This window comes from Ensifer sp. B1-9, assembly GCF_050474445.1.
GTDB lineage: Bacteria > Pseudomonadota > Alphaproteobacteria > Rhizobiales > Rhizobiaceae > Ensifer.
Genome location: NZ_JBCHVG010000015.1, coordinates 199,058 through 223,242, shown reverse-complemented (window position 1 = coordinate 223,242; position 24,185 = coordinate 199,058). Strand labels below are relative to the sequence as shown.

Here is a 24,185-nt window from a genome sequence, read left to right as displayed (position 1 = left end):
CTCGATCTGTCGGATCGAGAAGGAACATCACCTTGTCATAGCGCAGCGTCAACGAATTCGACAGCTTCCGAACCTCCTTGCGACACATGGCGCCATCGAGGTTCTCGTGATCGGCAAACGGCCGATGCATGTCCTTCGGATTACGCGGTGCCTTGCCAAAGCGACGATTGAAGTCGGCCATGAACTCTGGTGCAAAGGCGTTCGCCGCCGCGATCGTGTCGATGCCGCGCAGCCGCAGCTCCTTGACCAGCCGATCCTGTAATGTCTGGTTGGCGCGCTCGACACGGCCCTTGGCCTGCGGGGTGTTGGCACAGATGATGTCGATATTGAGTTCGTAAAGCGCCCGACCGAACTGGGTCAGGCCGCTCGTCCGGTCCTTCTCCGACGCATGCGTGCTGCGGAAAACGCCATGCTTGTCGCTGTAAAACGCAATCGGCTTGCTCCATTGCTGCAGATACGCCTTTGTCGCGTGCAGATAGTCGAAGGTGTTCTCTGAAGTCGCAAAGCGTAAGTGCAACAGTTTGCCGGTGGCATCGTCAATATAGACGAGCAGGGCGCACTTGGGGCCGCGGTCCTCGAACCACCAATGATGCGAGCCATCGATCTGGACCAGTTCGCCGAAACAATCACGTCGGCCGCGCGGCTGGAAAACCCGCTTCTTGCGCTCGCGTCGCGATACCCAGATGCCGGCTTCCATCATCCACTGACGCAGCGTCTCCTTGCTGACCGCAATCCGGTGGCGTTCGATCAGCTTCTCGGCCGCCAACGTTGGTCCAAAATCCACGTAATGCTCACGCACCAGGTCGAGCACCAGATTGCGGAAATCCTCGCTGTGACGTCGGTTGCTCGGACGGCCGCGCTTCTTCGAGACCAGTCCGTCGGCGCCGGCCAGATCATAAGCCTGCAACAGCCGGTGGACCTGACTGCGACTGAGACGAAGCAACTCGGCCGCCTCGACGACGCTCAGGCTGCCACCGCGAATCCGCTGAATGAGTTCAAGGCGATGCAATTCTTTCTGCGACATGACGATCAAACAAGACATGACGACTCCGAACACAGATGGCCCTGGCCACGATGCAAGTCGCGGATCTTGCTCCCCAACGCTGACTTTCGACCAGCATCCCAAGAGGCGACGACTGTCGCATCTCTAACTGGCCTATATGTCGCATCTCTAAAATGCCGCTACACACAAAGATCACATAACATACATTATGGAACGGGACTGCGGTTTCGTAAGTGTTGCTTTTTGCGCTTAAACCGCTGTTCGAGCCGCCGTGAATTCTTTGATACAGTGCGGTTTCGGCTGCTGCTCCCCATTACCAGTCAATTGACGATTCCCCGGAATGGTCATCGGCGGTTCTTTCGGCGCTCCGCGTTTCGGAGCCACGATCTGGAGCGATGTGCTGAAGCCGTCGCTGGAGTTCTCTGTCAATCTCCAGGCCGAACGAGTCGAGCACGTCGGCGATGTGGTTCGCGAATGAAATGGTTGAAGTTCCCGCGAATAGCAGTCCAATTGCCATGCCTGTTGTCTGCTCAAGGATGAGTGCCCCGGAATCGCCCTGCTCGCTGAACGGAAGGGCATCGATCGATTTAATCGCGATCTGATCGTGGAACAGAATCGTCCCGATGTCGTAGGGCACCTTGAGGTCCGCTGACGCTGTCTACGTAGCCCCTGGTGTAGCCGGTTGTGCGCCCGAATTTCTCGACGATCGTGTTCAGCGCCGCGGACTTGGTGCCGGCAGGCGGGCCGATTGCCAAAATATCGGCGATGGCGAGTTGCGGCTTAAGCAGACGGTCGCCGACGCTAAGCGGCGGCGGTAAAATCAAGTCTTCGCGCCCTGTTAGGGCAACACCCTTGAGAGTCTAGAAAATTTGTAATCTTCATGCTACATATTCGCTAAATCTGTAGTGCGAAGGTGCCAAATGCCCACTCCCCATAATCCTCCTGTGGCGGTACGGCGCGCGCTGCGCAAGCTTGGGGCGGACATCCACGATGCCCGTCGACGCCGACGGCTGCCAATGGCAGTCGTAGCTGAGCGCGCCTTTACGTCTCGTTCGACATTGCAAAGAGTTGAAGCCGGCGACACCAACGTCAGCATCGGCATTTATGCTGGCGTCCTGCAGGCGCTCGGCCTGCTCGACGGCCTAAGCCGGGTTGCCGATATCAGCAACGACAGCGTCGGGCAGGCGCTGGCCAGCGCAGATTTGCCCAAGCACATCCACCTCAAGCGGCCGAGCGGATCGTCCCGCGATGGCTGACTTTGAGGTGCATATCGATCTGCACGGCCGTACGCGCCCGATAGGACTGGCGAGGAGAAACCGCGGCCGAGGCGCGGAGACCACCCTGTTCGAGTACGATGGAGCATGGCTTGCGGACCCGGACCGCTTCTCGCTGGAGCCAGCACTTGCACTGACGCGTGGTGCCTTCGCTCCCCCTGCCGGATTGGCGACTTTCGGCTCCATCGGCGACTCGGCGCCGGATACTTGGGGCCGCCGCCTCATGCAGCGCGCTGAGCGCCGCCTCGCCGAACGCGAAGGCCGTGCCGTTCGTACCCTTGCGGAAAGCGACTACCTGCTCGGCGTGGCCGACGAGACCAGGCTTGGCGCGCTCCGCTTCCGCTGGGTCGGCGACGAGGTCTTCCAAGCACCGATCCGTACCGGCGTCCCTGCCCTGATCGAGCTTGGCCGCCTGCTTCAGATCACCGAACGGATCCTGCGGGACGAGGAAACGGAGGAAGACCTTCAACTCATCTTCGCGCCCGGCTCCTCCCTCGGCGGTGCGCGGCCGAAGGCGTCGGTCATCGACCAGCATGGCCATCTCTCCATCGCCAAGTTTCCGAAGGAGACCGACGACTACAGTATCGAAACCTGGGAGGAGATCGCGCTGCGGCTGGCCGGTCAAGCAGGCATCGCCACCCCACAACACGAACTCGTCGAGGTAGGCGGCAAAGCGGTCATGCTGTCGCGACGCTTCGATCGTGATGGCGCAATCCGCATCCCCTTTCTTTCCGCAATGGCCATGATGGGCGTCAAGGACGGCGACCGCGGCAGCTACCCCGAAATCGTCGACGCCCTTGCGCAACATGGTGCACAGGGAAAGACGGACGCCCACGCGCTCTACCGGCGCGTCGTCTTCAACGTGCTCATCTCCAATGTCGACGATCATCTGCGCAACCACGGCTTTCTGTGGCTGGGAAAGGCGGGATGGTCGCTCTCCCCTGCCTACGACCTCAATCCCGTTCCGACCGATCTCAAGGCACGGATTCTGACCACTAACATCGATCTCGATGAAGGCACCTGTTCGCTCGACCTACTCGAAGCCGCGTCTGAATTCTTCGCGCTGACGCTGCCGCAGGCCCGCTCGATCATCAAGGAAGTCGCCACTGTCACCGCAAACTGGCGTGACACTGCGAAGCTGGTCGGTGCACGCAGCGCCGAGATCAACCGCATGGCAAGCGCCTTCGAGCATGACGACCTGAAGCGTGCACTGGCCCTATGACGAGAACCTTCCTTCACAGCCTCGACCCACCATCGGCCGGTCCCTTCACCGGCCCAACCGTCAACCTCGACGTTGCGGACATCGAGAATGCTGGAATCCGGTCCGCTTTCGATGCCGAGCCTCAGGGGTGCGGACGCGGCTATCGGCATCCTAAGACAGAGCGCAGCTTCGCGTCAGTTGACCAGTCCTAGCGCCGTCATCCAGCAGAAGCGCACGCTCGGCATGTTGAGTGGACTTGCAGTAGGCTGACAAGTGGGGTGACTACGAGCCGGCGCTATGACCCGCAGTTTGCACTCCATACTACCTACCCAAAAGCCCGCTAAATATGCGAAATTTCCCTACATGCCCCAATCCGCATAGGTTCAACAGCGTGAAGCAGCGTGAAACACCGGTATCCTCCGTGCCCCCATCGTGACTGACTGTGCTGCACAATCATCCTACCTGCTGCCGCCGTTCTTCACTCGGGACGCAGTACAACCTAAGACTTAGGTCCGACACGCTCAGGCAAAGGTCGTAGTTGCATTGCCGAATCCGATTTGCCCTGACATTCCTTGGTGAGCGCCAACGGCACCGATGGCGCTTGGGATCCCAGAGCACCCCCAGCCCCAAGCGACCAGATGCTCTGGGATCCCCTCTTCTCGCGCCATGCGCGCGGCGCTCCCCAGCCTTGGTGAGTTCCGCATGTCCCAGAACTGGATGGGAGGAACTCGGGCAGGAAACGCAATGTTCGTGCCCCCCAGGCCGATTGTTACCGGCTGCTGCAGGAAGTTCGCGAATACGGCACCTGGGAAAACTTGGCTCGAGTTCTCTCACGATGGAATCACCGAAATAGCCGAACAAGCATTTGAGACTGCCAATCGGATTGCACGACTGTTCGACGGCGACCGCATCATAAGAGAGTCTGAACGTGTGGAATTGGTCCTACCTGGGCAACCATCGCGACGCTGCTGCAGGCAGCGAAGATGACAATATCAATCCGCTTGCTTCGCTCACCCAGACCCTCGAGCGCATTGCCAACGGCTGGCCGAGCTCAGAAATCGACGCGCTCATGCCGTGGAACTACGCCCGCTGAACGGCCTGGGCTTGCCGTCTACGCGTTGATCGTCGGCATAGTCAGTCCACTTCGCTTCATTGCTGCGGTGGCGGTCAGATAAGGGCTTGTGCACATAGATTCGTGGATCTGGAAGTGATGGACTATTTTAGCGAAGGAGATGTCTGAGGGCCGAAGGAGCCTACCCGATGGCCGACTGATACAGACAGTCCTTGATGCCGTTCGATCATAGAAGAGCACCGGACTTCCCGCCGCAGGCTACCTCCTCAGCACTCCATCGTCGCGCGAGCGTGGAATTCTCCGCCAAATAGCGGAGTGAGGGTAGGCTCGGAGAGCAGAAACCCTTGAACATGCGTTGCCCCTGCGGCCTGCGCGGCTTCGAACTGCGCATAGGTTTCAACGCCTTCGATGACCACGATCGGCGCAACGCAGGATGCAAGACCGACCATGTGCGAGAGAAAACGCTGCGCGTCACTACGATCCAGACGCAGGAAAAATCCGTCGATCTTCACAATGTCGACCGGCAGCGACAAGAGCGCCTCAGGCGTCGAGAACCCTGTGCCGAAGTCATCGACGGCAATCCTGTAGCCGAGCGCCTGCAGATTTTGGAGGAACCGGCCGGCCGCCGGAAATCCCGACATGGGCAGGCTTTCCGTCAATTCGAGGACAAGTCGCGATGCAAACCGCGTGTTTGCAGACAGCAGATCGTAGAGAAGCGTTCTGTTGCGTTCGTCGGAAATGCTCTCGACCGAAATGTTGCAGCCGAGGACACCGTGCGGCTGGCATGCGAGCCAGTCAAAAGCGAGGGCGAGCATATGTCTGTCGAGTGCCGCGATGCGGCCAGCCGCCTCCAGATAGCCGACGAACTCGCTGGCTGTCATGATTTCGCCGTCGGGTTTGACGAGCCTTCCCAAGCATTCTGAATAAAGGACGCTGCCGACATCGGCGGCTGAGTTGATGTGTTGAAGTGAAAAGCCAACGCGTCTGTTTCTTACTGCCTCGTCGAAGGCCTCGGCAACACGATCAAACATTCGAACTCCGCCTGGTTGGCAACCGACCCGACGACAGTCGCCGGAGCCGGCTGCCTGTCTTTGTTTTACTGGGCGATTTCCGCGTCCGGATCCGTCTCATCCACTGTCGCTGGCGGCAGAGTTTCGCGGATTTCGTCGATCTTTCCGACCGCAGGGCCAACACCGAGGATCTCCTTGGCCTCATCGACCATGTCGTCGGTCACGACACCGTCCTTGGTGAAGCCGGCGAGCGCATCGCGCAAAGCTTCGTCGCTCAAGGCCGGATCCGCGGGGACGGCATCCACGCCATTTTCAGCCTCAAACTCGGCATAGGCCTTCGCGTAGGCCGAGATTCCGGCCATCTTCGGATCGTTCGAATTGAGGTAAGCGTGGTAGTTGCGGTTGAGCGAAGCGAAACCCGGTGTGGCTCCCGGCGTCACAGGTTCAACCACAGGCTCAACGACCGGCTCAACAACAGGTTCAACCACCACCGGCGCTGGTTTGACGACCTTTTCGGCCTTCACCGGCTTAGACGCATTTTCTTTGCTCTTCGAGACGTTCGACTTCCGGTGCGACTTCTCGCCGGACTTGCTTCCCTTCGTCTCCTTCGTCTCCTTGGTGCTCTTCGCATCGTCGGATTTACCGTGGCCGGAATTGCCGCCACGATCGCTGCCGTGGCCGCCTCCATGGTCGCCACCGTGATCGCCGCCGTTACCGCCCTTGGCATAGGCGACCCCGCTCAGTGCCAAGCTACCGCCAGCCACGGGCGCGATTGCCAGCGTCAATGCCATGATGCCTCGCGCGACTAGTTTCGTCGTCGTAGCCATGTGAAACTCCTTATTCCGACTTGCTATTACCGTCCTCTCGCAGAACCGAGCGGACGGCGTTTGATGCAAGGACGATATCTGCGCGCCGGAAACGGCGCCACCGGCCCCCGACCATTGCCTCCGTGCCCGGGACTTAGGTCTGAGCCTCGGGACATCAAAGGTCCGATCAAAATTGCTGAGATTGCCACGCCATTGACCGCGTCCTGAGAGTGGTTAGGTTGGCGTGGCCTTGCTACAATCGTCACGCCGTACGAGCCGGCGGCCCGATCCGAGAGACCTGGTGCGCGTAAATCGACTCATCACCCGTTGGAATTCTCAATCGCTTGCCACGCAGTTCCTGCTGATCGGAGGTGCCGTTGCTGCATGCGCCATGGTGCTGATCGGAGCCTTCGTTTCGAACAGGATCGAAGATGCCGTCACCCGAAACTCGGCCGCGACGACAGCACTCTACGTCGATAGCGTGATCGCGCCGCTGTTGCCCGACATGCAGAAGAATGAAGTCCTCGACGAGACCGTGGCTCGGGCGCTGGACGAGACCCTTGGCCAGGGCGCACTGGGCGATCGGCTTCTCTCCTTTCGCCTTTGGCGTGCGGACGGTACGCTCCTCTATTCGAGCGATCGGGCCGCTGTCGGTACGAAGGTCGGGCTTAGCGATGAATTGCAAACCGCATTCTCCGGCAAGATGGCCGCACGCTTCGATCCGGAAGGAGACGTAGCGGCTGACAAAGGCTCGGCCGTGCCGGCGCTCGTTATTTACAATCCCGTGCTGCAGCCCTGGTCCGGACAGGTGGTTGCGGTGTCGGAGTTCCACGAGGTTGCCAATGAGTTTCAGCAAAGTCTCAATCAGGCGCGTATGCACACCTGGCTGGCGGTCGCAGCCTTCACGCTCGCCTTCTTTGTTGTGCTATCGGTAATCGTATTTCGCGGCAGCAAGACGATCGAGATTCAGCGCCATGCCCTCAAGCAAAGGGTCGATGAGCTCTCGGCATCACTCGCCCAGAATGAAATCTTGCGGGGTCGCCTCCAGCGTGCGTCGCAGCGCGCGACCGCGTTGAACGAAAGCTATCTGAGACGCATCGGGGCGGACCTGCACGATGGCCCTGCCCAACTCGTAGCCTATGCGTCGCTCAGGTTGGATAGCGAAGCCTTGAAGCGCAGCAAAATGCCGATCGCCACGCGAGATCGCGAAATCGCTGCGATAAAGGCGAGCTTGGACGAAGCGATGCAGGAGATTCGCACGATCTGCGGCGGTCTGGTCCTGCCGCAGATAGAGACAGCGGGTCTGACTGAAATCCTGGAGCGGTGCGTAAAGGCGCATCAGCGGCGGACGGGGGCGCCGGTCGAACTGCAGTTGACGAAGCCTCCCGAACGCCTCTCGCACGCCGCGAAGATATGCATCTACCGATTCGTGCAGGAAACCCTCAACAACGGCTTTCGTCACGGCGGCGGTATTGGGCAACGGGTGTCCCAGCGGATGGATGGCGACCGCGTCATGATCGAGGTTGTGGACAATGGACCCGGTTTTGATCCGGACACAGTTCTGCCCACAAGTCTTGGTCTTGCCGGCCTCAGAGAACGGATCGAAAGTCTCGGAGGAACGTTCGAGGTCGTCACAGCGGCGACCGGGACAACCGTTCGCATGACGACCAGCGTCAGGGAGCTATGACAATTATGGTGTTTCCAATTCGCGTTGCTGTCGTGGACGACCACCCCTTGTTTCGGGAAGGTGTGATCCGCAGCCTGTCGGAGATCGAGGGCTTCGAAATTGTCGCTGAGGGCAGCTCGAAGGATGATGCCGCCCAGATCGCGGAGAACCTTCGGCCGGATGTCATGCTCATGGATATTTCCATGCCCGGCGGCGGGCTGGAGGCGATACCGGCGGTCCTGCATATCGTCCCGTCGCAGAAGATTATCATGCTCACCGTTTCCGAAGACGGCGATGACGTGACAACTGCACTGGATCGAGGGGCCACCGGCTATGTGCTGAAGGGCGTTGGCGCAAGAGCACTTGCCGATGTCATTCGCACGGTGGCTTCGGGGGACCGCTACGTTGCGCCGACCCTGTCGGCCAAGCTCCTGTCCAGCCGGGCGCCGGCGGCGGGCAGCAAGTCTGGTCTGGTCGCCAACCTAACGCCTCGTGAACGGGAGGTTCTGGAATTGGTGGCAGCCGGCATGAGCAACAAGCATGTTGCAATCGAGCTTGACCTCCAGGAAAAGACCGTAAAGCATCACATGACGCAGATCATGACGAAGCTGGGGGCCGCCAACCGCACCGAAGCGGCGATGGTGCTGCGCGATGCGCGCGACGTCTGATCCACATCGAACCAGAACCACATAATCGGCTTTATGCGACCGCCGCCGGCTAATGCAGGAACGAGTCGATTCGTTTTCTATCGATCGCCGTCGCGCGGCGGTTGATGATCGTGCGTCCGCGGGCATCCTTCATGATGTAGCGGCCATTCGCAATTTCTTCGGTAATGCCGCCTTCGTGACGAACGCCAACATCCTCTCCCTTGGCCTTCGCGTTGCCACGATTGGAGTTGTTGGAACGGTCGCTGTTGGAGTTAGAGCGATCACCGCCATTCGAACCGCCGCCCCCGTTCCCGCCGCCATTTCCTCCACCGTTCCCGCCGCCATTGCCGCCCCCGCTTCCGCCACCATTGCCATTGTTGGCGAAGGCTACCGACTTGACGACCGTAAGCCCGGTGCCCGACGTTTCGACGCTATAAGGTAAAGAGATGGCGAGGGTGCAGACTGCCGGCCAGAATGCTGTCAGGATCATCCGACGCGTGATCATCATATCTCCAAGGTCTTTTCGTGCGCAAAGCGCACTCGGCGCGGCGGGCAACAAACCGACTTTGCCCCTGACCGAGACACGCAGTCAACTCGCCCCAGCAAAGATCCTGCCTGTACCGGACCTTTCCCCCCAGCCCCGCCGGACCTTCGTCCTATCCAAACCAGACTATGGTCGGAAGACCGGGCGGGGATCCGTGGATGAGATCCGGCAGATCAGATCGGCAGGCGCGCCTGAGCCTGTTCTGCTGACTATTGTCGGGTTGAGCCTGCTGCCGCAGTCCGGCTAAAAAGACGGCCCCCCGAGGAGTTCTCCCTAAGGAGCCGTTGAGGTAAACGAAGAGGCCAAGTGTCAGGATCGCCGATCTGTGAAGGCTCCCGGTTGACCCCAGTTGTAGGCTTACCGTAGGGCGGGCCTGGAAACTGCAGCTCCTGTGTATGGAGCGTCCCCACAAGGTAGAGAGGAGCCAAAGTGTCCGCCATGGGACTTCAGTCTCATTCCTTGCGGCAAAAGTCTTAGTTCGGCTGTCGCGCGTTCCGGTGCTCCGGTCTTCAACGCTTCGATCCGTGACTGTGCCACGATGGGCTGGTACAGCGGGTTGAGGAGTAGATTAGTTGCCGGATTCGTTGTCAAAGGTTCCGCCATATGGGACCTAAGTCCTATATAAGGCGGCAAAGGTCCTACTCTCCTTGCCGGGCAATTCGATCGCGAAATATCCTGATACAACCTTGGCGTCATCCACCGCCAAGGTCGCAAAAGTGGCTCCAGAGTCGCTTGCGACGCCTTTCCGGGCGACTCTGGGCCACAGCATCAAGCTCCTGGTGGTTGCATCCGCGCTGAAAACGATCCCCCTCATGTGATCCTGTTCCCTACCGCGCCATTTGTGACGGCTCGACCCGTTCAGCCGCAACGCTATCGATGCCGTTGAGCTAATCTGGCTTCGAAGCGCGGCACAACCACCGGTATATTAGCTAGTCATTACGGATGACTTGAAGGCTTCATAAAAGGGGCGTAGCGTCCAAGTCCAAATCAAGAGCCTCTTAGTAGAGCGCATAAGAAGGCGTGATGATAACACGCACGAGGGGAAATATTTACCAGACAAAAACTGCTTGTCGAAGTGGAAGACGACCCCGTCACTTGGGTGGCTGGGGTCTCTTTCTTTGGCCCATTCGTTCTATTGGGAGATTGATCGATGGCATTGGATATTCTCACTCAAGACATCATCATCGACGAGAGCACCGGCCTTACGGATGACGATATTGACTCGTCGGCCAGCACCAACACCACGTTGCTGTATCTCCTGAGCCTCGACGATCCGGGCGGGCTGAGTTCACCTGAGGTCGCCTATCAAGCCAATTTCGTACAGGCCTCGGCGAGCGCCGGGGAAACCATCAACTCAGTCATTCTGGCGCAGAATGACTCGGGAACGCCATTTTCCACTACCGTCGGCGTGAACAGCGGCATTCGCACGGTCGATGGCAATTATGTCTGGCTGTTCCAGGATCCAACGCATCCAAACGTCGTGATCGGTGTCATTGGCACCTCCGACCCGGCCGTTGAGCCCGATGAGACCGGACCGCTGGCCTTCGCCTTTGGGCTGGATCCGACAAGCAATGCTAATGCCGACCTCTACCTGGTTCAATACGTACCGTTGTTCCATCCGGATCCGGACCAAATCGATGAACGGATCGATCTGACTGACAAGGTCTTCGCATCGGTCTCCGGGACGACGGTGGTTAGTTTCACAGGCCAGAACGCCGCTCCCGGCAATCATGATTTTTACCTGATCAATTCGCCCACCGACGCCTCCAAGCAGTTGCTTGTGACGGGTTTCGTGAATTCAGCAAATGCCACCGCCAACGTGAGTACGCAAGGGTTCGGCGTCAATAACCAAAGCATCAATCCGACCGAAACGCTGCAGGTCGATTTCGTCACCGGCGGCAATCTCGCCGCGGGTAGTGGCTCGCAAATCCAGTACGGCAGCCATCTGAACAACGTCACGCAGGCCGGGTTCACGATCAACCAGATCACGCCCTCAAATCCGAACCTGCGGGTGGACATCACCATCAAGGCCTTCGACAATACCGGCAACGAGCAAGGATCGGACTTCTACGACGGAACAACGACCAATGCCGTTGACATCGTCAGCGTCAAGCTAGCGGGCAAATCCGGGTTTGCCACCACCATCACCGCCGATGGCACCTATGCCACGGGCAGCGGCAGCGTTACCATCACGGGTCTCAGCGGCACTGGCAACGCCGTTACCATCACCGGGCTGGACAATGTCACAACCGTCGATATCACGACCGCCAGCCAGATGGACCGCCTGACGGTTACGGGGGTCGATGCGAACGAAGGCTGCGACATCACCGAGTTCCATTTCACGTCGCAAACTCCCAACGCCCACGTCGAACAGGTCGGCTCGTTCATCAACTTCGATGACTCCGGGCCAACGCTTTCGATCACGGCAGCACCGGTGGTCGGCGCCGCCGAGGTGGTCGAGGCGAGCGGGGCTGGTGGGCAGAACCAGGTGATAATTACGCCCCCGACCTTCAACGCAAGCGCGGTCGACGGCAAGACGACAAATGTGACCTACGCGCTCACCCTGGCGGGCGCAACGGCGACAGGACTACAGACCACGGAAGGCAACCATGCGATCACGTTGGTCGCCGACTCGGCCAGCCAGATCTCGGGCAAGTTCGACAGCGATGGTAACGGATCTCTCGATGAGACGGCGTTCACAGTGACGCTGTCCGGGACGACGGTGACGCTGACCTCGTCGGTTGCCCTTGAGCACTCAAACGCACCGCAAGGTGCGGGCGAAGACAACACGCTCGACCTCAACGGCCTGATCAAGGTCGTGGCAACGGTGACGGTGACGGACGGCGACGAAGACGTCGTGTCGCAGCAAAGCACCAGCTCGGCGCTGTCACTGACGATCGACGACACCGATCCGACACTATTGATCACGGCAATACCTGTGGTCGGCGCAGCCGAGGTGGTCGAGGCTAGCGGGGCTGGCGGACAGAGCCAGGCAACGATCGCCGCCCCGACCTTCAACGCAAGCGCGGTCGATGGCAAGACGACCAATGTCAGCTACGCGCTGGCGCTTGCTGGCGGGACGGCGACCGGACTCACGACCACGGACGGCAACCACGCGATCACGCTGGTGGCCGACTCGGCCAGCCAGATCTCGGGCAAGTATGACAGCGACGGGGACGCCGTACTCGATGCGACGGCGTTCACAGTAACGCTGTCCGGTACCACGGTGACGCTGACGTCGTCGGTCGCCCTCGAGCACTCAAACGCACCGCAAGGTGCGGGCGAAGACAACACACTCGATCTCAACGGCCTGATCAATGTCGTGGCAACGGTGACGGTGACGGACGGCGACGAGGACGTCGTATCGCAGCAAAGCACCAGCTCGGCGCTGTCGCTGACCTTCGACGACACCGATCCGACGCTTTCGATCACGGCCGCACCGGTGGTCGGCGCTGCCGACGTGGGCGAAGCGAGCGGGGCTGGTGGGCAGAACCAGGTGACAATCACGCCCCCGACTTTCAACGCAAGCGCAGTCGACGGCAAGACGACGAATGTGAGCTACGCACTGGCGCTGGCGGGCGCAACAACGACCGGGTTACAGACCACGGAAGGCAACCATGCGATCACGTTGGTGTTCGACTCGGCCAACCAGATCTCGGGCCAGTATGACAGCGACGGGGACACCGTCCTCGATGCGACGGCGTTCACGGTGACGCTGTCCGGCGCGACGGTGACGCTGACGTCGTCGGTTGCCCTTGAGCATGCAAACGCGCCACAGGGCGTCGGCGAGGACAACACCCTCGACCTCAGCGGTCTGATCAACGTCGTGGCGACCGTGACGGTGACGGACGGCGACGAAGACGTCGTGTCTGAGCAAAGCGCGAGCTCGGGTCTGTCGCTCACCTTCAACGACACCGATCCGACGATTACGGTACCGTTCGACGGTGACCAGACCGGTGCCCCTGGAACCCACGAGACGCTGGCCAACACGCTCAACGCTACGGCGATCGGGGCCTTTGGCTACGACATGACGGACAAGCACACGGCCGCAGAGTATGCGGCGGGCGTCAGCGACTTTGTCGATGTCAACGGTGCTTTGGCGGGCATCCAGATCGGGCTCACCGGCACTGTCGACAACGCGCAGAATCCGAACATCACCCAAGCGGTCGCAACCCTCACGGCCGAGACCGCGGCATCCGCGTCGTTCAATTTCTCATTCCACTACGATAAGGATCCGATCACGGCCGGCGTGCAGGACGCAACGGCGGGCGGCACGCTCGTCTTCGACAAGGCGGCCGACACCTATACCTTCACCCTGACGGACGTGATCGACGGGTTCAGCTTCGACGTGCTGCACACCAATGAGCTCTTGGCTAAGCAGCCAACGGGCAACACCGGCCATCCGCTGATCGTGGCGGAGCAGCTAACGGCCAACAACGATCCGGATCCGTTCTTTGTTCAGTTCACAGGGAACTCGATTACCCGGCAGATCGGGTTCGGGTTCAACTCAACCGGTGACGGAGCACCGAATGGACCGCCTACCGATACGGCGTTCACGCAGGGTGCCCATGATATGGTCACCAATGCCAACGAAGACTGGGTTAGTGCGACCCAGGCGACAAATGGCGTCGCCGGCGACACGATCCAGAAGGGTGAACTCCTGACCCTGCGGTTCTTCGAGGAGAACATCCTGTCGGATGTAAGCCCGAACTCCCCCGGCGGTGGCACTGAGCGACTTGATCCGACCGCGAGCGCCAGCGGCGTCGTCATCAAATTCGATGGCATCGGCAACAGTGAAGACCTGGTGCTGATCCTCGATCTGAAGGATGCCAACGGCAACGAGGTGACGAGAGCGGTCAACGTGGAGAACGCGGATCTGATCAAGGGGAACGCCAATATCCCCTTCCCGTACAGCACCGAGTTCACGCTGGATAACAACGATGCCCTGCTCATCATCGAACAGAACGACTACACCGTCGCCGGCGAGACCTACCAGATCCAGGGCATCCAGATCATGCAAAGCGCCAACGGGTTGACGGGCAACGCCATCAATCTCATCGGCGCGACCGGGGACAATGGCGGCAGCCATGCCACCACCAACCTGACCGCTTTCGACCCGACCGATAACGATGTCCTGAAGATCGTCGACATCGGGTTTGTCCAGCAGACCAGCGGGACAATCGACGCCAACCTCGACTTCGCATTCCAGGTCGTGGACGCGGACGCGGACCAGACAGCGACGCAGCACATCCTTGTTGACGTCTCCTGACACGTCTCCACGGGGGCAGCCAAGCCTGCCCCCGCATTCTGTTGCACGGAATGTCTGCCGGGTGGGTTCTACCGGACGCACATAGTCAGAGATGCAAATGATGAAAACCAGCCAACAGCGCCCTGCCCTGCAGGTTGTGATGAAAGAAGCCAGCCGCGCCATCCGGCCACTTATCTGGTTCAGCGCCGGCATCAACGTGCTGATGCTGACCGGCGCGATCTACATGCTCCAAGTCTACCATCGCGTGTTGTCCAGCCACAGCCTGGAAACGCTGGGGATGCTGTCGCTGATGGCGGCAGGTGCGCTCGTCACAATGGCCGGGCTGGAAATCGTGCGTGGGCGTCTGCTCGCCATAGTCGGATCCTGGATGAACGCGCGGTTAGCGCCGGTCCTCCTCACGGCAGCGGTGGAATATGCCGCTTCAGCGCCCGGCCAGGTCAATGCCCGTCCATTGCGCGACCTGGATCAAGTCCGGAATTTCTTCACCAGCCCGAGCATCTTCCCGATCCTTGACGCACCCTGGGCGCCCCTGTTTTTCGGAGCGATATTCCTCATGCATCCTTGGCTCGGGTGGTTGGCGCTGGGTGGGGGGATCGTCCTGTTCGGGTTGGCACTGCTCAACGAATATCTCACACGCAAGCCGTTGACCGAGGCGCAAAGCGCCCAGTCGCGTGCCTACTTGCAGGCCGAGGCGTCCATCCGCAATGCGGAGGTTGTGCAGGCGATGGGCATGCTAAAGCCGCTGCTGGAGGGGTGGAAGGCACAGCAGGATGAGGCAAACCAGGGACAGGTTCTCGCCGCCAACCGTGGCGGCGTCATCGCGGCCATTGCGCGGTGTCACCGCTTAGCCTTGCAGATGGCGATCCTGGGCCTTGGGGCCTATCTCGTCCTTCGCAACGAAGCCTCGCCCGGCATCATGATCTCCGCCTCGATCCTCATGGGGCGCGCATTGTCCCCGGTCGAGCAGGCGATCGGCACCTGGAAGGCGACGGTCGGGGCGCGGGCCGCCTATCGTCGGCTTGCCGCAGTCGCCGGTAAGCACCTGGAGGCCACGCCGGTTCTGCCGCTCCCGCGGCCGAAGGGTAGATTTGAGGCCGAGAACCTCATGCTCGCCCGGCAGGGCGGCGAACATATTCTGAAAGGGATCAGCTTCCAGCTCAAACCGGGTGAGGTCATGGCGTTGGTCGGCCCAAGTGCCGCCGGCAAGACGAGCTTAGCGCGGATACTGGCCGGCGCCTGGCGCCCATCCGGCGGACGTGCGTTGCTGGATGGCATGGACGTCGCTCAATGGGCGGCGGAGGACCGTGGTCGCTATGTCGGGTACTTGCCGCAGGACATCGAACTCTTCGCCGGTACTGTCTCCGAGAACATCTGCCGCTTCGCGAAGCTCGACGCGGCGGTCTTCAACAATGTGGTCAAAGCCGCGCAGTTGGCGGGAGTTCACGAACTGATCAAGGGATTGCCGAAAGGCTACTCTACCGAGATCGGCGAGTCCGGTGCTGCACTCTCAGGTGGACAACGTCAACGCATCGGGTTGGCGAGAGCACTCTACGGCGACCCGGCACTTCTTATCTTGGACGAGCCAAATTCCAATCTCGATCGCGAAGGTGAGGAGGCATTGATCAGGGCCCTCAGCACGCTCAAGGCGGCAGGCACGACGATCATCCTGATCGCGCACCGACCGAGCATCATGGAAAAGGTTGACAGGGTACTCGTTCTCAATCGGGGCCAGCAAGATCTCTTCGGTCCGCGTGACCATGTCTTCAACGAACTCGCCCGGCGCAGCCGCGAGGTGGTTCAGATCCCGACCATAGCGGCGAACCAGGACCGCGCCCCCGGTCCGGCACGTCAATTCGTGGTCCGGAACCTTGTTGTGGGAGGAGTCTCAGGAACGGATGCAGGCGCTGCACAACCATCGGAGCGGAAACAGATATGACCGTTGTGCCGTTACCCGCCCCGCCGCCGTCGATACCCCAGCCGCTCCCCTTGCGTCTCGCGGGCGTGACCTGGGCCGGGTTCACGATTATGCTCCTCTTCTTCGGCGCGGCTGGAGGGTGGGCGGCGCTGGCACCCTTGGACAGCGCCGCAGTGGCACCGGGCGTTGTCAAGGTCGCCGGCGACCGCAAGCTCATCCAGCATCTTGAGGGCGGCATCATCGCGGAGTTGGACGCCGCCAACGGTGATATCGTTAAGGCTGGCAAGGTTCTCGTCCGGCTCGACGACACGCAGGCAAAGGCTCAACTGGACCTGGTTCGGAACCGGATCGCAACGCGTGAAGCCCTGGCCGCCCGCCTCAGGGCGGAGCGCGACGACAAGGCCGAGATCGCTTTTGATCCGGCGCTGCTCGACAATACTGCGGCCGCCGCTAAGGACGCGGTCGCAACTCAGCGCGACGTGTTCGCGGCCAAGCGCCGCAATTTGAGCGACGAGCGGTTCATTCTCGGACAGCGCCGCCACCAGGCCGAGGAGGAGATAACGGGATTGGAGACACTCGTTGCGACCGAGGACAGGCAGATCCAGGCTCTCGAGGGAGAAACCAAGGATCTTGAGGCTCTGCTCAAGAAGGCTCTGACCACCCGCGAGCGGAACCTGTTGCTCAGACGGCAACAGCGGGAGATCGAGGGGGAACGCGCCACCAATATTGCGGCGATCGCGCGTGCCAGAAGCGCCATGGCCGAGATTGACGCGCAAATTCTGAACCTCAACACCGTGCGGCTGAAAGAGGCTGTCGAGGATTTGAGCAAGGTCGAGTCGGAGCTGTTCGACCTCAAACAGCAGGAGCGTTCCGCCAACGACGTGCTTGCCCGCACCGATGTCGTCGCACCAGTCGACGGCATCGTCATGGACCTGAAGGTCCACACGGCCGGCGGTGTCGTGAAGCCCGGCGAAACGTTGATGACGGTGGTCCCGCTCGGGCAGCAACTCGTGATCGAGGCTATGGTCAAGCCCGAGGATGTCGAGACGATCGCCCCCGGTCAGCCGGCACGCGTCAGCTTCCCGGCCTTCGCCCGTTACAATCTGCCGCCGCTCGACGGCACCGTGGAGATCGTATCGGCGGACCGCATGGTGGAGGAACGCAGCGGGGCGCCATACTTCGCCGCGACCGTGTTGATTGACAGACACGAGCTCGCCAAGCTCGAGGGCCGCAAACTGTTGCCCGGCATGACAAGCGAGGCGATGATCCGGACAGGTTCCCGCACCGTACTTGCCTACCTTGCCGAGCCGATCACGCAGAATTTCCGTCGGGCGCTGCGGGAAAAATAGGCAAAAATAGACCCCATTGCGATGGAAGAGCGACGCGAGAGTTCGGCTTGCCGCGATCGAAAACGACCTTGATGAAAAGTCTGACGCTTGTAACCGGGCAGACGCTGGCGCGGATCGACGCGCTCCGCCATGCGACGCCCGAAACGACGATCCGACTCCGGCGGAAAAGCCCGCGCGCCGCATTGCCGGAAGGGCCACTTCCGATCTCGATGGCCGAGCGATCGCCTGCAGCGGATCGACACGCGGCGGAGCGAAGGGAAGGTACGATAATCCCCTCGCCCTCCCCCTGCTCCCATCCGCGCGAGGCTAGGCATAGCACAGGCAGCATGGCGAGGTTTTTCAGGTGTCGCTCATGGCGGGCGCGCCCACTGCCCAATATGGCAACGCCTATAGAGCACTCCAGTCTTGTCGATTCTCACTGCCGTTGACGACGCGGTTTCGTAGCTGCCCTGGGAGCCGTGCTGGCTGCTTCGCCCGGCGGGTTTCTGCAGAGATATCAATTGCTTCAGGCGCAAGTCCCTGTCGCCTGACCGGCCATGACGGACTTGTCGAGAAGGCCGCCATTTGCAGCGGTTGGCTTCCAATCCTGCCGCGCGTTCAGCTCAAATATCCGCAGCGAGAAATATTCTCCGGACGCCGGCTTGACACCCCACTAGGTATGCCCCTATCAAGTTGTAGGCCTAACCCTACAAGCGGAAGCCATGCATCACTCTCAATCACCCTCAGCGCCCGCGCTGTCCCTCGCCGACCTTCCTGGTCCAGACGTCGCCATCCGCCGGTTGCGCCACCCGGGACGGTGGATCAGTGGCGGCCTCGTCATCCTCCTACTTGCCGTGATCGGACGCGCTTTCGCGGTCGGACAGATCCAGTGGACCGTGGTCGGTGAGTTCCTGACGGCGGGCGTCATCGTCGGCGGGTTTGGCTGGACACTCCTGATCTCCGCCTGCGCGTTGGTGCTCGGTGTCTTGCTCGGTTTTGCTTTCGGCATCATGCGGCTGTCGGAAAATCCGATCCTGCGCTTTGCCGCATGGCTCTATGTCTGGGTGTTCCGTGGCACGCCGGTGCTGCTGCAGCTTCTCATCTGGTTCAACATCGCGCTGGTCTTTCCGAGGCTCTACATTCCCGGTCTCGTCGATGCCCGCATGGTCGATGTGGTGACGCCCTTCGTCGCCGCGGTCCTCGGCCTCGGCGTCAACGAAGGATCCTATCTGACGGAGGTCGTCCGCGGGGGCATCGCTTCGGTCGACAAAGGCCAGAAGGAAGCAGCCCATACGCTCGGCATGACACCCGGGCAGACAATGCGGCGTATCATTCTGCCTCAGACCCTGCGGCTGATCCTGCCGGTGCTCGGCAACAGTGCGATCGGCATGCTCAAGTTCTCCTCGCTTGCCGCCACCATCGCCATGGGCGAGATGTTGAACGCGGCCCAGCGCATCTACTTCATCAATGGCGCCGTTATCGAGCTCCTGTTCGTCTGCGCCGTCTGGTACCTGGCGGGAACCACCGTTCTATCGATAGGCCAATATTATCTCGAGCGTCATTTCGGCCGCGACGCCGCAGCGACCACCAGCGATCGCAGCTGGTTCAAACGATGGGCGCGGCGTCCCGCCGTGGCGGGTGAAGCATGAGCCTCGCAGTCAAGGCGGTCGGTATCCGCAAGAGTTTTGGCAGCCACGAGGTGCTGAAGGGCCTCGACCTGGACGTTACCTACGGAGAGGTGCTCTGCATCCTCGGGCCCTCGGGTAGCGGCAAGAGCACGTTCCTGCGCTGCATCAATCACTTGGAGACGCCGGATGGGGGCTATGTCTGGGTGGACGGCGCGATCATGGGTTACGATCTTCACCGCGGCGCGCTTCAGGAATTGCCGGTCAAGCGGCTGCGCGCCCAGCAAAGCCAGCTCGGCATGGTGTTCCAGCATTTCAATCTTTTCGCGCACCGCACCGTGCTCGGCAATGTCATCGAAGGGCCGATGGTGGTGCGCGGCCTGAGCCGCGCCGAGGCCGAGACCCGCGCCATGGGCCTGCTGGAGCAGGTGGGCATGGTCGCCAAGGCGTCACACTATCCGTCGCAGCTTTCCGGCGGCCAGAAGCAGCGAGTGGCCATCGCCCGGGCGCTCGCCATGGAGCCGCGCGTGATGTTGTTCGACGAGCCGACCAGCGCGCTCGATCCGGAACTCGTCGGCGAGGTGCTGGAGGTGATGCGCAATCTCGCGCGCGGCGGCACGACGATGATCGTCGTCACCCACGAGATCGGTTTTGCGCGCGAGGTCGCCGATCGCGTCGTCGTGATGATCGACGGCGAGATCCGCGAAAATGGCGCGCCCCAGCAAGTTCTGAGCAACCCCGGCGATCCGCGCGTGCGGAGCTTCCTCAGCCGGGTGCTGGCCTGACGAAAAGAGTTCAATAAAGGGAGAACAGGAAATGAATCGAATGCTGCCGATGGTTCTGGGGCTTGCCTCCGCGACGTTCATAAGCCTTGCTGCGGGGAGCTTTGCGTGCGCCGCCGACGAGAAGTTGGTTGCCGCGCTGCCGGATGCCGTGCGCGATGCCGGCAAGCTGAATGTCACGATCAGCCTCGCCTATCCGCCGATGGAATATAGCGATGCCGGCTCGACGGAACTGAAGGGTTTCGACATCGATCTTGCGAAGGCAATCGCCGAGCGGCTCGGGCTGACGGCTGAGTTCCAGAACGTCGAGTTCCCGCAACTGATCCCGCAGGTCGTCACCGGTCGTTCGGACCTGATCATGACCGCCTTCTCCGACAAGGTGGAGCGCCAAACGCAGCTCGACTTCATCGACTACTTCAAGACCGGCAACGTCTTTTATTCAACCGCCGATCACCAGGGCGAGATCAAGGCCGAAGCGGATCTCTGCGGCAAGACGGTCGCGGTCGCGACAGGCACGAGCTGGGTCACCTGGGCGGAAGATGTCGGAAAGGCCAATTGCGCGCCCGACAAGCTGATCACGGTCATCCAGATCCCGACCCAGGCCGAACACATCATGCAGATCCGCCAAGGGCGCGCCCAGGCCTCCGTCATCGGTCTCGAGGGATTGCTCGACCTGATGAAGCAGGAGCCGGACAAGTTCTACCAGATTGGCGACGTCGGTGATGTCAACCACTACGGCATCGCATTCGCCAAGGCGAACGGGCAACTGCGCGATGCCGTCAAGGGCGCGCTCGACGCGATGAAGGCCGATGGCACTTATGCACAGATCCTCGACCGCTATGGCTTGAAACAGGCTGCGGTCGAAGAGTTCAAGATAAACGGAGCCACGAAGTAACGAGAAACGCGCCGGAGCCTGCCTTGACCCATCCTTCCATGTCAGACGCCTCAACCGCAGCGGGTGAACGCCCGGACGACCGACTGTCCAGGCTACGCCTCGATCTCTATTCGAGCGAGCAGCTCTACCGGCAGCTCTATCGGGCGCTGCGCGCTGCGATCCTCAGCGGCGATTTCTCCGAAGGCGAAGCCATTCCCTCGGAGAACCAGTTGCGCGACCAGTTCGGGATTGCCCGAACCACCGTGCGCAACGCGATGGCGCTGCTGGTGTCGGAAGGGCTGGTCCAACAGGTTCGGGGCCGCGGCACGATCGTGTCGCACCGGCCGATCAGCCACAACATCTGGAACTTCGGCAGCTTTACGGAGCTCGCCCGCAGACAGGGCCAGCGTCCGGTGACGCGGGTGCTGGAACACCGGGTGGAGAACGGCGAACTCTTGCTGGTGCGCGCCCGTGGGCTTGCCAACGGCGACAGCGTGACGTGGCTGAACGTCGACACATCCGAGCTCGATCTCGCCCTCTACCCGGGCATCGAGCGTTACGATTTCGCGGCGCAATCGCTCTATGAGGTCTTGCGCCGCGACTATGACCGCCATCCCTTGCGCTCGGAATTGCTGCTGACCGTCGTGCCCGCCTCCGAACGCCTCAAGGAGGTCTTTGCCCCGGCGCCTGACGTGCCGGGCTACCTTTGCGCCAGCGGGGATGTGCTCGATGCCGACGACCGTTTGGTCGAGCGCACGTCGATCGTCTACTCGCCGGCGGTCCAGATGAAATTCGCAACGCGCTGGGGCCGCGAGACTGCTGCACATAGCGCGCAGGAGAACAAGACATGAGCCGCTTCGGCGACACCTTCACGACCCCAAAACCCATCCTCGGCATGCTGCACCTTGCTGGCGACGGCCCGGCCGCCAAGCTCGCCCAGGCGGAGGAAGAGGCCCGCATCATGGCAGGCGAAGGTGTCGACGGACTGGTCGTCGAAAACTATTTCGGCGATGCCGAGGATGTTGAGCGGGTGCTGGAACGGCTTTTCGGCCTCGACCTCGGGACCCGCATCGGCGTCAATGTGCTGCGCGACGACGCGCGCGCCTTCGCGCTCGCCAAAATGTACCCCGTTTCCTTCATTCAGGTCGATTCGGTCGCCGGCCACCTGCCGCCTGATACGGACGAACCCTTCGCAGCCGCTCTTGCCGCACGACGGGAAGGCGTTTCCGCACTGTTGCTCGGTGGTGTGCGGTTCAAATATCAGCCGGTTCTGTCCGGCCGGACTGAATCGGAAGACGTGCGCATTGGCGCGGCGCGCTGCGACGGGCTGGTGGTGACCTCCGACGCCACCGGTCAGCCGACCGACATGGAAAAGGTGGAGCGCTTCCGCGCCGCGACCGGCGGAGTGACACCGCTGCTGATCGGTGCCGGTCTGACTGAAGGCAATGCCGCGGAGCAATTGGCAAGGGCCGATGGCGCCGTCGTCGGTAGCTGGTTCAAGCACGACCACAAGGACTCAGGCCGTGTCGAGGCCGCCCATGTCGCTGGGCTGATGCGTGTCGTGCGCGCGATCAGGAGCGCCGCATGACCGCCACCGATACCGTCCTGGCCCAGCCGGTCACGGCCACGAATTTTTCGCGATACGGCAAGGTCTACGACCTGACCGGCGACGCCGATCCCAAGGCGATCTGGACCGCTGGCGACGGCTGGCATGACGGCTTCACGAAGACACCATTGATCGACGGTCGCGGGCATCTCGGCGTCACTCGCGGCGGCAGCGCGCCGTGGCACTGCAGCGCAATGGAGCGGCATCCACAAACCGAAGAGGCGATCTTCTGCCTCGCCCAAGCGGTAATTCTGGCGGTGGCACCGGCCTCGGATGGCGCCGCGCCGCATCGCGATGACATCGAGGCCTTCGTGGTCATGCCCGGGCAGGTCGTGGTGATGAAACGTAACGTCTGGCACGATGCCTGCCGGGGTGTTTCCGGTCCTGCGCCCTATTACTGGATGGCGGTTTGCGGCCTCGGCGAGAGTCCGTGGGTGCCAGTTTCCGGCGGCTCGAAATTGGTGCAGGCCGTTCCGGGCGAAGGACCAATCGCATGACAAGCTTCTTCATCGGCGACGTGGCCCTCGACGAATACTACACCGCCGATCGCTGGCCGGGCCGCGCCGACAAGGGCATGGTCAAGGAGCTACCGGCCGAAGCCGGCGGCTCCATTGCCAATGCCGCCGTCGTACACGCTGGACTTGGCGGCGAGACGCAGTTCATCTCGCTGCTCAACGACAGCCCACTATCGCAACGACTGATTGCCGATTTGAAGGAGAACGGGGTCGGTGTCGACCACATGCTGATCGATCCGGCCATTCCGGAATCGAGAAACTTCATCTTTCTCGTCGATGGCGAACATGTCGTTCTGACGGTGGAGATGGGCGAGCAACCGATGTGGCTCGACGCAGCCGCTCTCGGGGCGCTGCGCCAACCGGGCTTTCTCTACACGACACTCTATCGTGTGCGCCGTCTCCATGCGCGGACGGATCAAGGGGTCCTCAAGCAAGCCGACCTTCTTGCAGATCTGCGCCAACACGGCCGCCGCGTCATCTTTGATCTCGATGTCGGCGGCTGCGTGCCGGAAGATATGCCTTACCTCGCCGGCGCCGCGGTCGTCAACTTTAACCAGGTCGGTTTCCGTGCGGCCTTCGGTCATGACGAAATCACGATGATCGGCGACTGGATGCACGCGCACGAAATCGGCTGGGTGATACGTACCCTTGCCGCGGATGGCGCCGAGGCCAGTAACGGCGACACGGTTCTTCGCGTAGCCGGTTTTCCGGTTGACGTTGCCGACGTCACCGGCGCCGGCGACACGTTCGGAGGCACATTGACCTGGTGCTTGTCGCAAGGTCAGACCATCGAAGAGGCGCTGGACTTCTCCGTCGCCGCCGCCTCCCGCTCCGTCACCATCCACGGTCCGCGGGCCGGCAAGGCAAATTCCGAGGAGATCCACCGCTGGCTTAAGGAGAAGCGGCAGACAAGGATGCGCTGAACCGCTGCACCAGCGCGGATCGTCCGTTTGCGATCTTAAGTTGCGCCCGGCTCTTCCCGCCTTGTGCAGGCCGACCGAAACGGCCTCGGTGCGCCGCCCCTGGGCAGGGGCGGCCTCAAGCGCTG

The 24,185-nt window shown here is 61.4% G+C and carries 20 protein-coding genes and 2 pseudogenes; 17 read left to right on the top strand and 5 right to left on the bottom strand.

What is annotated here, in order from left to right; translation table 11 throughout:
* Both ACQ5BM_RS27020 and ACQ5BM_RS27015 read right to left on the bottom strand, forming a co-directional pair.
* On the bottom strand, nt 1–1,042 hold a 1,042-nt coding region (locus ACQ5BM_RS27020), incomplete at its 3' end, for an ISNCY family transposase (protein ID WP_429817968.1).
* Nucleotides 1,043–1,316: 274 nt separating this feature from the next.
* Complete coding sequence (locus ACQ5BM_RS27015; protein WP_429817966.1) at nt 1,317–1,640, bottom strand: hypothetical protein; 324 nt, start codon at nt 1,638–1,640, stop codon at nt 1,317–1,319.
* Nucleotides 1,641–1,923: 283 nt separating this feature from the next.
* On the opposite strand from ACQ5BM_RS27015, the gene ACQ5BM_RS27010 reads away from it, so the two are divergent.
* The 5 genes and pseudogenes from ACQ5BM_RS27010 to ACQ5BM_RS26990 all read left to right on the top strand — a co-directional run.
* The gene (locus ACQ5BM_RS27010; RefSeq protein WP_429817964.1) at nt 1,924–2,259 is read left to right on the top strand and encodes a helix-turn-helix domain-containing protein; all 336 of its coding nucleotides are present in this window, start codon (nt 1,924–1,926) and stop codon (nt 2,257–2,259) included.
* Nucleotides 2,252–3,499: a type II toxin-antitoxin system HipA family toxin gene (locus ACQ5BM_RS27005; RefSeq protein ID WP_429817962.1), complete on the top strand. Its 1,248-nt coding sequence runs from the start codon at nt 2,252–2,254 to the stop codon at nt 3,497–3,499. The genes ACQ5BM_RS27010 and ACQ5BM_RS27005 overlap by 8 nt, the downstream gene beginning before the upstream one ends.
* Nucleotides 3,500–3,586: 87 nt before the next feature.
* The gene (locus ACQ5BM_RS27000; protein WP_429817960.1) at nt 3,587–3,748 is read left to right on the top strand and encodes a hypothetical protein; all 162 of its coding nucleotides are present in this window, start codon (nt 3,587–3,589) and stop codon (nt 3,746–3,748) included.
* Between the two features lie 399 nt (nt 3,749–4,147).
* A pseudogene (locus ACQ5BM_RS26995) lies at nt 4,148–4,423 on the top strand (hypothetical protein); the annotation flags it as partial.
* Nucleotides 4,411–4,571, top strand: a pseudogene (locus ACQ5BM_RS26990) (transposase domain-containing protein); the annotation flags it as partial. The pseudogenes ACQ5BM_RS26995 and ACQ5BM_RS26990, both read left to right, overlap by 13 nt.
* 245 nt (nt 4,572–4,816) lie before the next feature.
* On the opposite strand, the gene ACQ5BM_RS26985 reads toward ACQ5BM_RS26990, so the two are convergent.
* Complete coding sequence (locus tag ACQ5BM_RS26985; RefSeq protein ID WP_429817958.1) at nt 4,817–5,581, bottom strand: EAL domain-containing protein; 765 nt, start codon at nt 5,579–5,581, stop codon at nt 4,817–4,819.
* 65 nt (nt 5,582–5,646) lie between these two features.
* Nucleotides 5,647–6,387: a hypothetical protein gene (locus ACQ5BM_RS26980; protein ID WP_429817956.1), complete on the bottom strand. Its 741-nt coding sequence runs from the start codon at nt 6,385–6,387 to the stop codon at nt 5,647–5,649.
* A gap of 280 nt (nt 6,388–6,667) precedes the next feature.
* Here ACQ5BM_RS26980 and ACQ5BM_RS26975 point away from each other — a divergent pair, with 280 nt between their 5' ends.
* On the top strand, nt 6,668–8,053 hold the full coding sequence (locus ACQ5BM_RS26975) for a sensor histidine kinase (protein ID WP_429817954.1): 1,386 nt from the start codon (nt 6,668–6,670) through the stop codon (nt 8,051–8,053).
* A 5-nt stretch (nt 8,054–8,058) separates the two neighbouring features.
* Nucleotides 8,059–8,700, top strand: a complete 642-nt coding sequence (locus ACQ5BM_RS26970) for a LuxR C-terminal-related transcriptional regulator (RefSeq protein ID WP_429817952.1) — start codon at nt 8,059–8,061, stop codon at nt 8,698–8,700.
* A 49-nt stretch (nt 8,701–8,749) separates the two neighbouring features.
* Here ACQ5BM_RS26970 and ACQ5BM_RS26965 read toward each other — a convergent pair whose 3' ends face one another.
* Entirely contained in the window at nt 8,750–9,187 is a 438-nt protein-coding gene (locus tag ACQ5BM_RS26965) for a hypothetical protein (RefSeq protein WP_429817950.1), read from the bottom strand.
* Nucleotides 9,188–10,373: 1,186 nt separating this feature from the next.
* Here ACQ5BM_RS26965 and ACQ5BM_RS26960 point away from each other — a divergent pair.
* From ACQ5BM_RS26960 to ACQ5BM_RS26915, 10 genes are all read left to right on the top strand, one after another.
* Nucleotides 10,374–14,492: a beta strand repeat-containing protein gene (locus ACQ5BM_RS26960; protein WP_429817948.1), complete on the top strand. Its 4,119-nt coding sequence runs from the start codon at nt 10,374–10,376 to the stop codon at nt 14,490–14,492.
* Nucleotides 14,493–14,592: 100 nt separating this feature from the next.
* Nucleotides 14,593–16,428, top strand: coding sequence for a type I secretion system permease/ATPase (locus tag ACQ5BM_RS26955; protein WP_429817946.1), 1,836 nt, complete (start codon nt 14,593–14,595; stop codon nt 16,426–16,428).
* Entirely contained in the window at nt 16,425–17,756 is a 1,332-nt protein-coding gene (locus ACQ5BM_RS26950; RefSeq protein ID WP_429817944.1) for an HlyD family type I secretion periplasmic adaptor subunit, read from the top strand. The genes ACQ5BM_RS26955 and ACQ5BM_RS26950 overlap by 4 nt, the downstream gene beginning before the upstream one ends.
* 701 nt (nt 17,757–18,457) lie before the next feature.
* The gene (locus ACQ5BM_RS26945; RefSeq protein ID WP_429817942.1) at nt 18,458–19,384 is read left to right on the top strand and encodes an amino acid ABC transporter permease; all 927 of its coding nucleotides are present in this window, start codon (nt 18,458–18,460) and stop codon (nt 19,382–19,384) included.
* Complete coding sequence (locus ACQ5BM_RS26940; protein WP_429817940.1) at nt 19,381–20,145, top strand: amino acid ABC transporter ATP-binding protein; 765 nt, start codon at nt 19,381–19,383, stop codon at nt 20,143–20,145. Before ACQ5BM_RS26945 ends, ACQ5BM_RS26940 begins: the two co-directional genes overlap by 4 nt.
* Nucleotides 20,146–20,176: 31 nt before the next feature.
* Nucleotides 20,177–21,037 carry an ABC transporter substrate-binding protein gene (locus tag ACQ5BM_RS26935; RefSeq protein WP_429817938.1) on the top strand — a complete coding sequence of 287 codons (861 nt, stop codon included), beginning with the start codon at nt 20,177–20,179 and terminating at the stop codon, nt 21,035–21,037.
* A gap of 23 nt (nt 21,038–21,060) precedes the next feature.
* Nucleotides 21,061–21,867 (top strand): GntR family transcriptional regulator, encoded by an 807-nt coding sequence (locus tag ACQ5BM_RS26930; RefSeq protein ID WP_429817936.1) that lies wholly within the window; start codon nt 21,061–21,063, stop codon nt 21,865–21,867.
* The gene (locus ACQ5BM_RS26925; protein WP_429817934.1) at nt 21,864–22,604 is read left to right on the top strand and encodes a BtpA/SgcQ family protein; all 741 of its coding nucleotides are present in this window, start codon (nt 21,864–21,866) and stop codon (nt 22,602–22,604) included. The genes ACQ5BM_RS26930 and ACQ5BM_RS26925 overlap by 4 nt, the downstream gene beginning before the upstream one ends.
* Nucleotides 22,601–23,119: an ureidoglycolate lyase gene (locus tag ACQ5BM_RS26920; protein WP_429817932.1), complete on the top strand. Its 519-nt coding sequence runs from the start codon at nt 22,601–22,603 to the stop codon at nt 23,117–23,119. Before ACQ5BM_RS26925 ends, ACQ5BM_RS26920 begins: the two co-directional genes overlap by 4 nt.
* Complete coding sequence (locus ACQ5BM_RS26915; protein WP_429817930.1) at nt 23,116–24,060, top strand: carbohydrate kinase family protein; 945 nt, start codon at nt 23,116–23,118, stop codon at nt 24,058–24,060. Before ACQ5BM_RS26920 ends, ACQ5BM_RS26915 begins: the two co-directional genes overlap by 4 nt.
* The last annotated feature ends 125 nt before the right edge of the window (nt 24,061–24,185 follow it).

Excerpts from the sequence above, each read along its gene's own strand:
- ACQ5BM_RS27005 (WP_429817962.1), top strand. The coding sequence starts at position 2,252 with ATGGCTGACTTTGAGGTGCATATCGATCTGCACGGCCGTACGCGCCCG.
- ACQ5BM_RS26935 (WP_429817938.1), top strand. The coding sequence starts at position 20,177 with ATGAATCGAATGCTGCCGATGGTTCTGGGGCTTGCCTCCGCGACGTTC.
- ACQ5BM_RS26950 (WP_429817944.1), top strand. The coding sequence starts at position 16,425 with ATGACCGTTGTGCCGTTACCCGCCCCGCCGCCGTCGATACCCCAGCCG.
- ACQ5BM_RS26960 (WP_429817948.1), top strand. The coding sequence starts at position 10,374 with ATGGCATTGGATATTCTCACTCAAGACATCATCATCGACGAGAGCACC.
- ACQ5BM_RS26965 (WP_429817950.1), bottom strand. The coding sequence starts at position 9,187 with ATGATGATCACGCGTCGGATGATCCTGACAGCATTCTGGCCGGCAGTC.
- ACQ5BM_RS26925 (WP_429817934.1), top strand. The coding sequence starts at position 21,864 with ATGAGCCGCTTCGGCGACACCTTCACGACCCCAAAACCCATCCTCGGC.
- ACQ5BM_RS26920 (WP_429817932.1), top strand. The coding sequence starts at position 22,601 with ATGACCGCCACCGATACCGTCCTGGCCCAGCCGGTCACGGCCACGAAT.
- ACQ5BM_RS26940 (WP_429817940.1), top strand. The coding sequence starts at position 19,381 with ATGAGCCTCGCAGTCAAGGCGGTCGGTATCCGCAAGAGTTTTGGCAGC.
- ACQ5BM_RS27000 (WP_429817960.1), top strand. The coding sequence starts at position 3,587 with ATGCTGGAATCCGGTCCGCTTTCGATGCCGAGCCTCAGGGGTGCGGAC.
- ACQ5BM_RS27010 (WP_429817964.1), top strand. The coding sequence starts at position 1,924 with ATGCCCACTCCCCATAATCCTCCTGTGGCGGTACGGCGCGCGCTGCGC.
- ACQ5BM_RS26970 (WP_429817952.1), top strand. The coding sequence starts at position 8,059 with ATGGTGTTTCCAATTCGCGTTGCTGTCGTGGACGACCACCCCTTGTTT.
- ACQ5BM_RS26955 (WP_429817946.1), top strand. The coding sequence starts at position 14,593 with ATGAAAACCAGCCAACAGCGCCCTGCCCTGCAGGTTGTGATGAAAGAA.
- ACQ5BM_RS26985 (WP_429817958.1), bottom strand. The coding sequence starts at position 5,581 with ATGTTTGATCGTGTTGCCGAGGCCTTCGACGAGGCAGTAAGAAACAGA.
- ACQ5BM_RS26915 (WP_429817930.1), top strand. The coding sequence starts at position 23,116 with ATGACAAGCTTCTTCATCGGCGACGTGGCCCTCGACGAATACTACACC.
- ACQ5BM_RS26980 (WP_429817956.1), bottom strand. The coding sequence starts at position 6,387 with ATGGCTACGACGACGAAACTAGTCGCGCGAGGCATCATGGCATTGACG.
- ACQ5BM_RS26945 (WP_429817942.1), top strand. The coding sequence starts at position 18,458 with ATGCATCACTCTCAATCACCCTCAGCGCCCGCGCTGTCCCTCGCCGAC.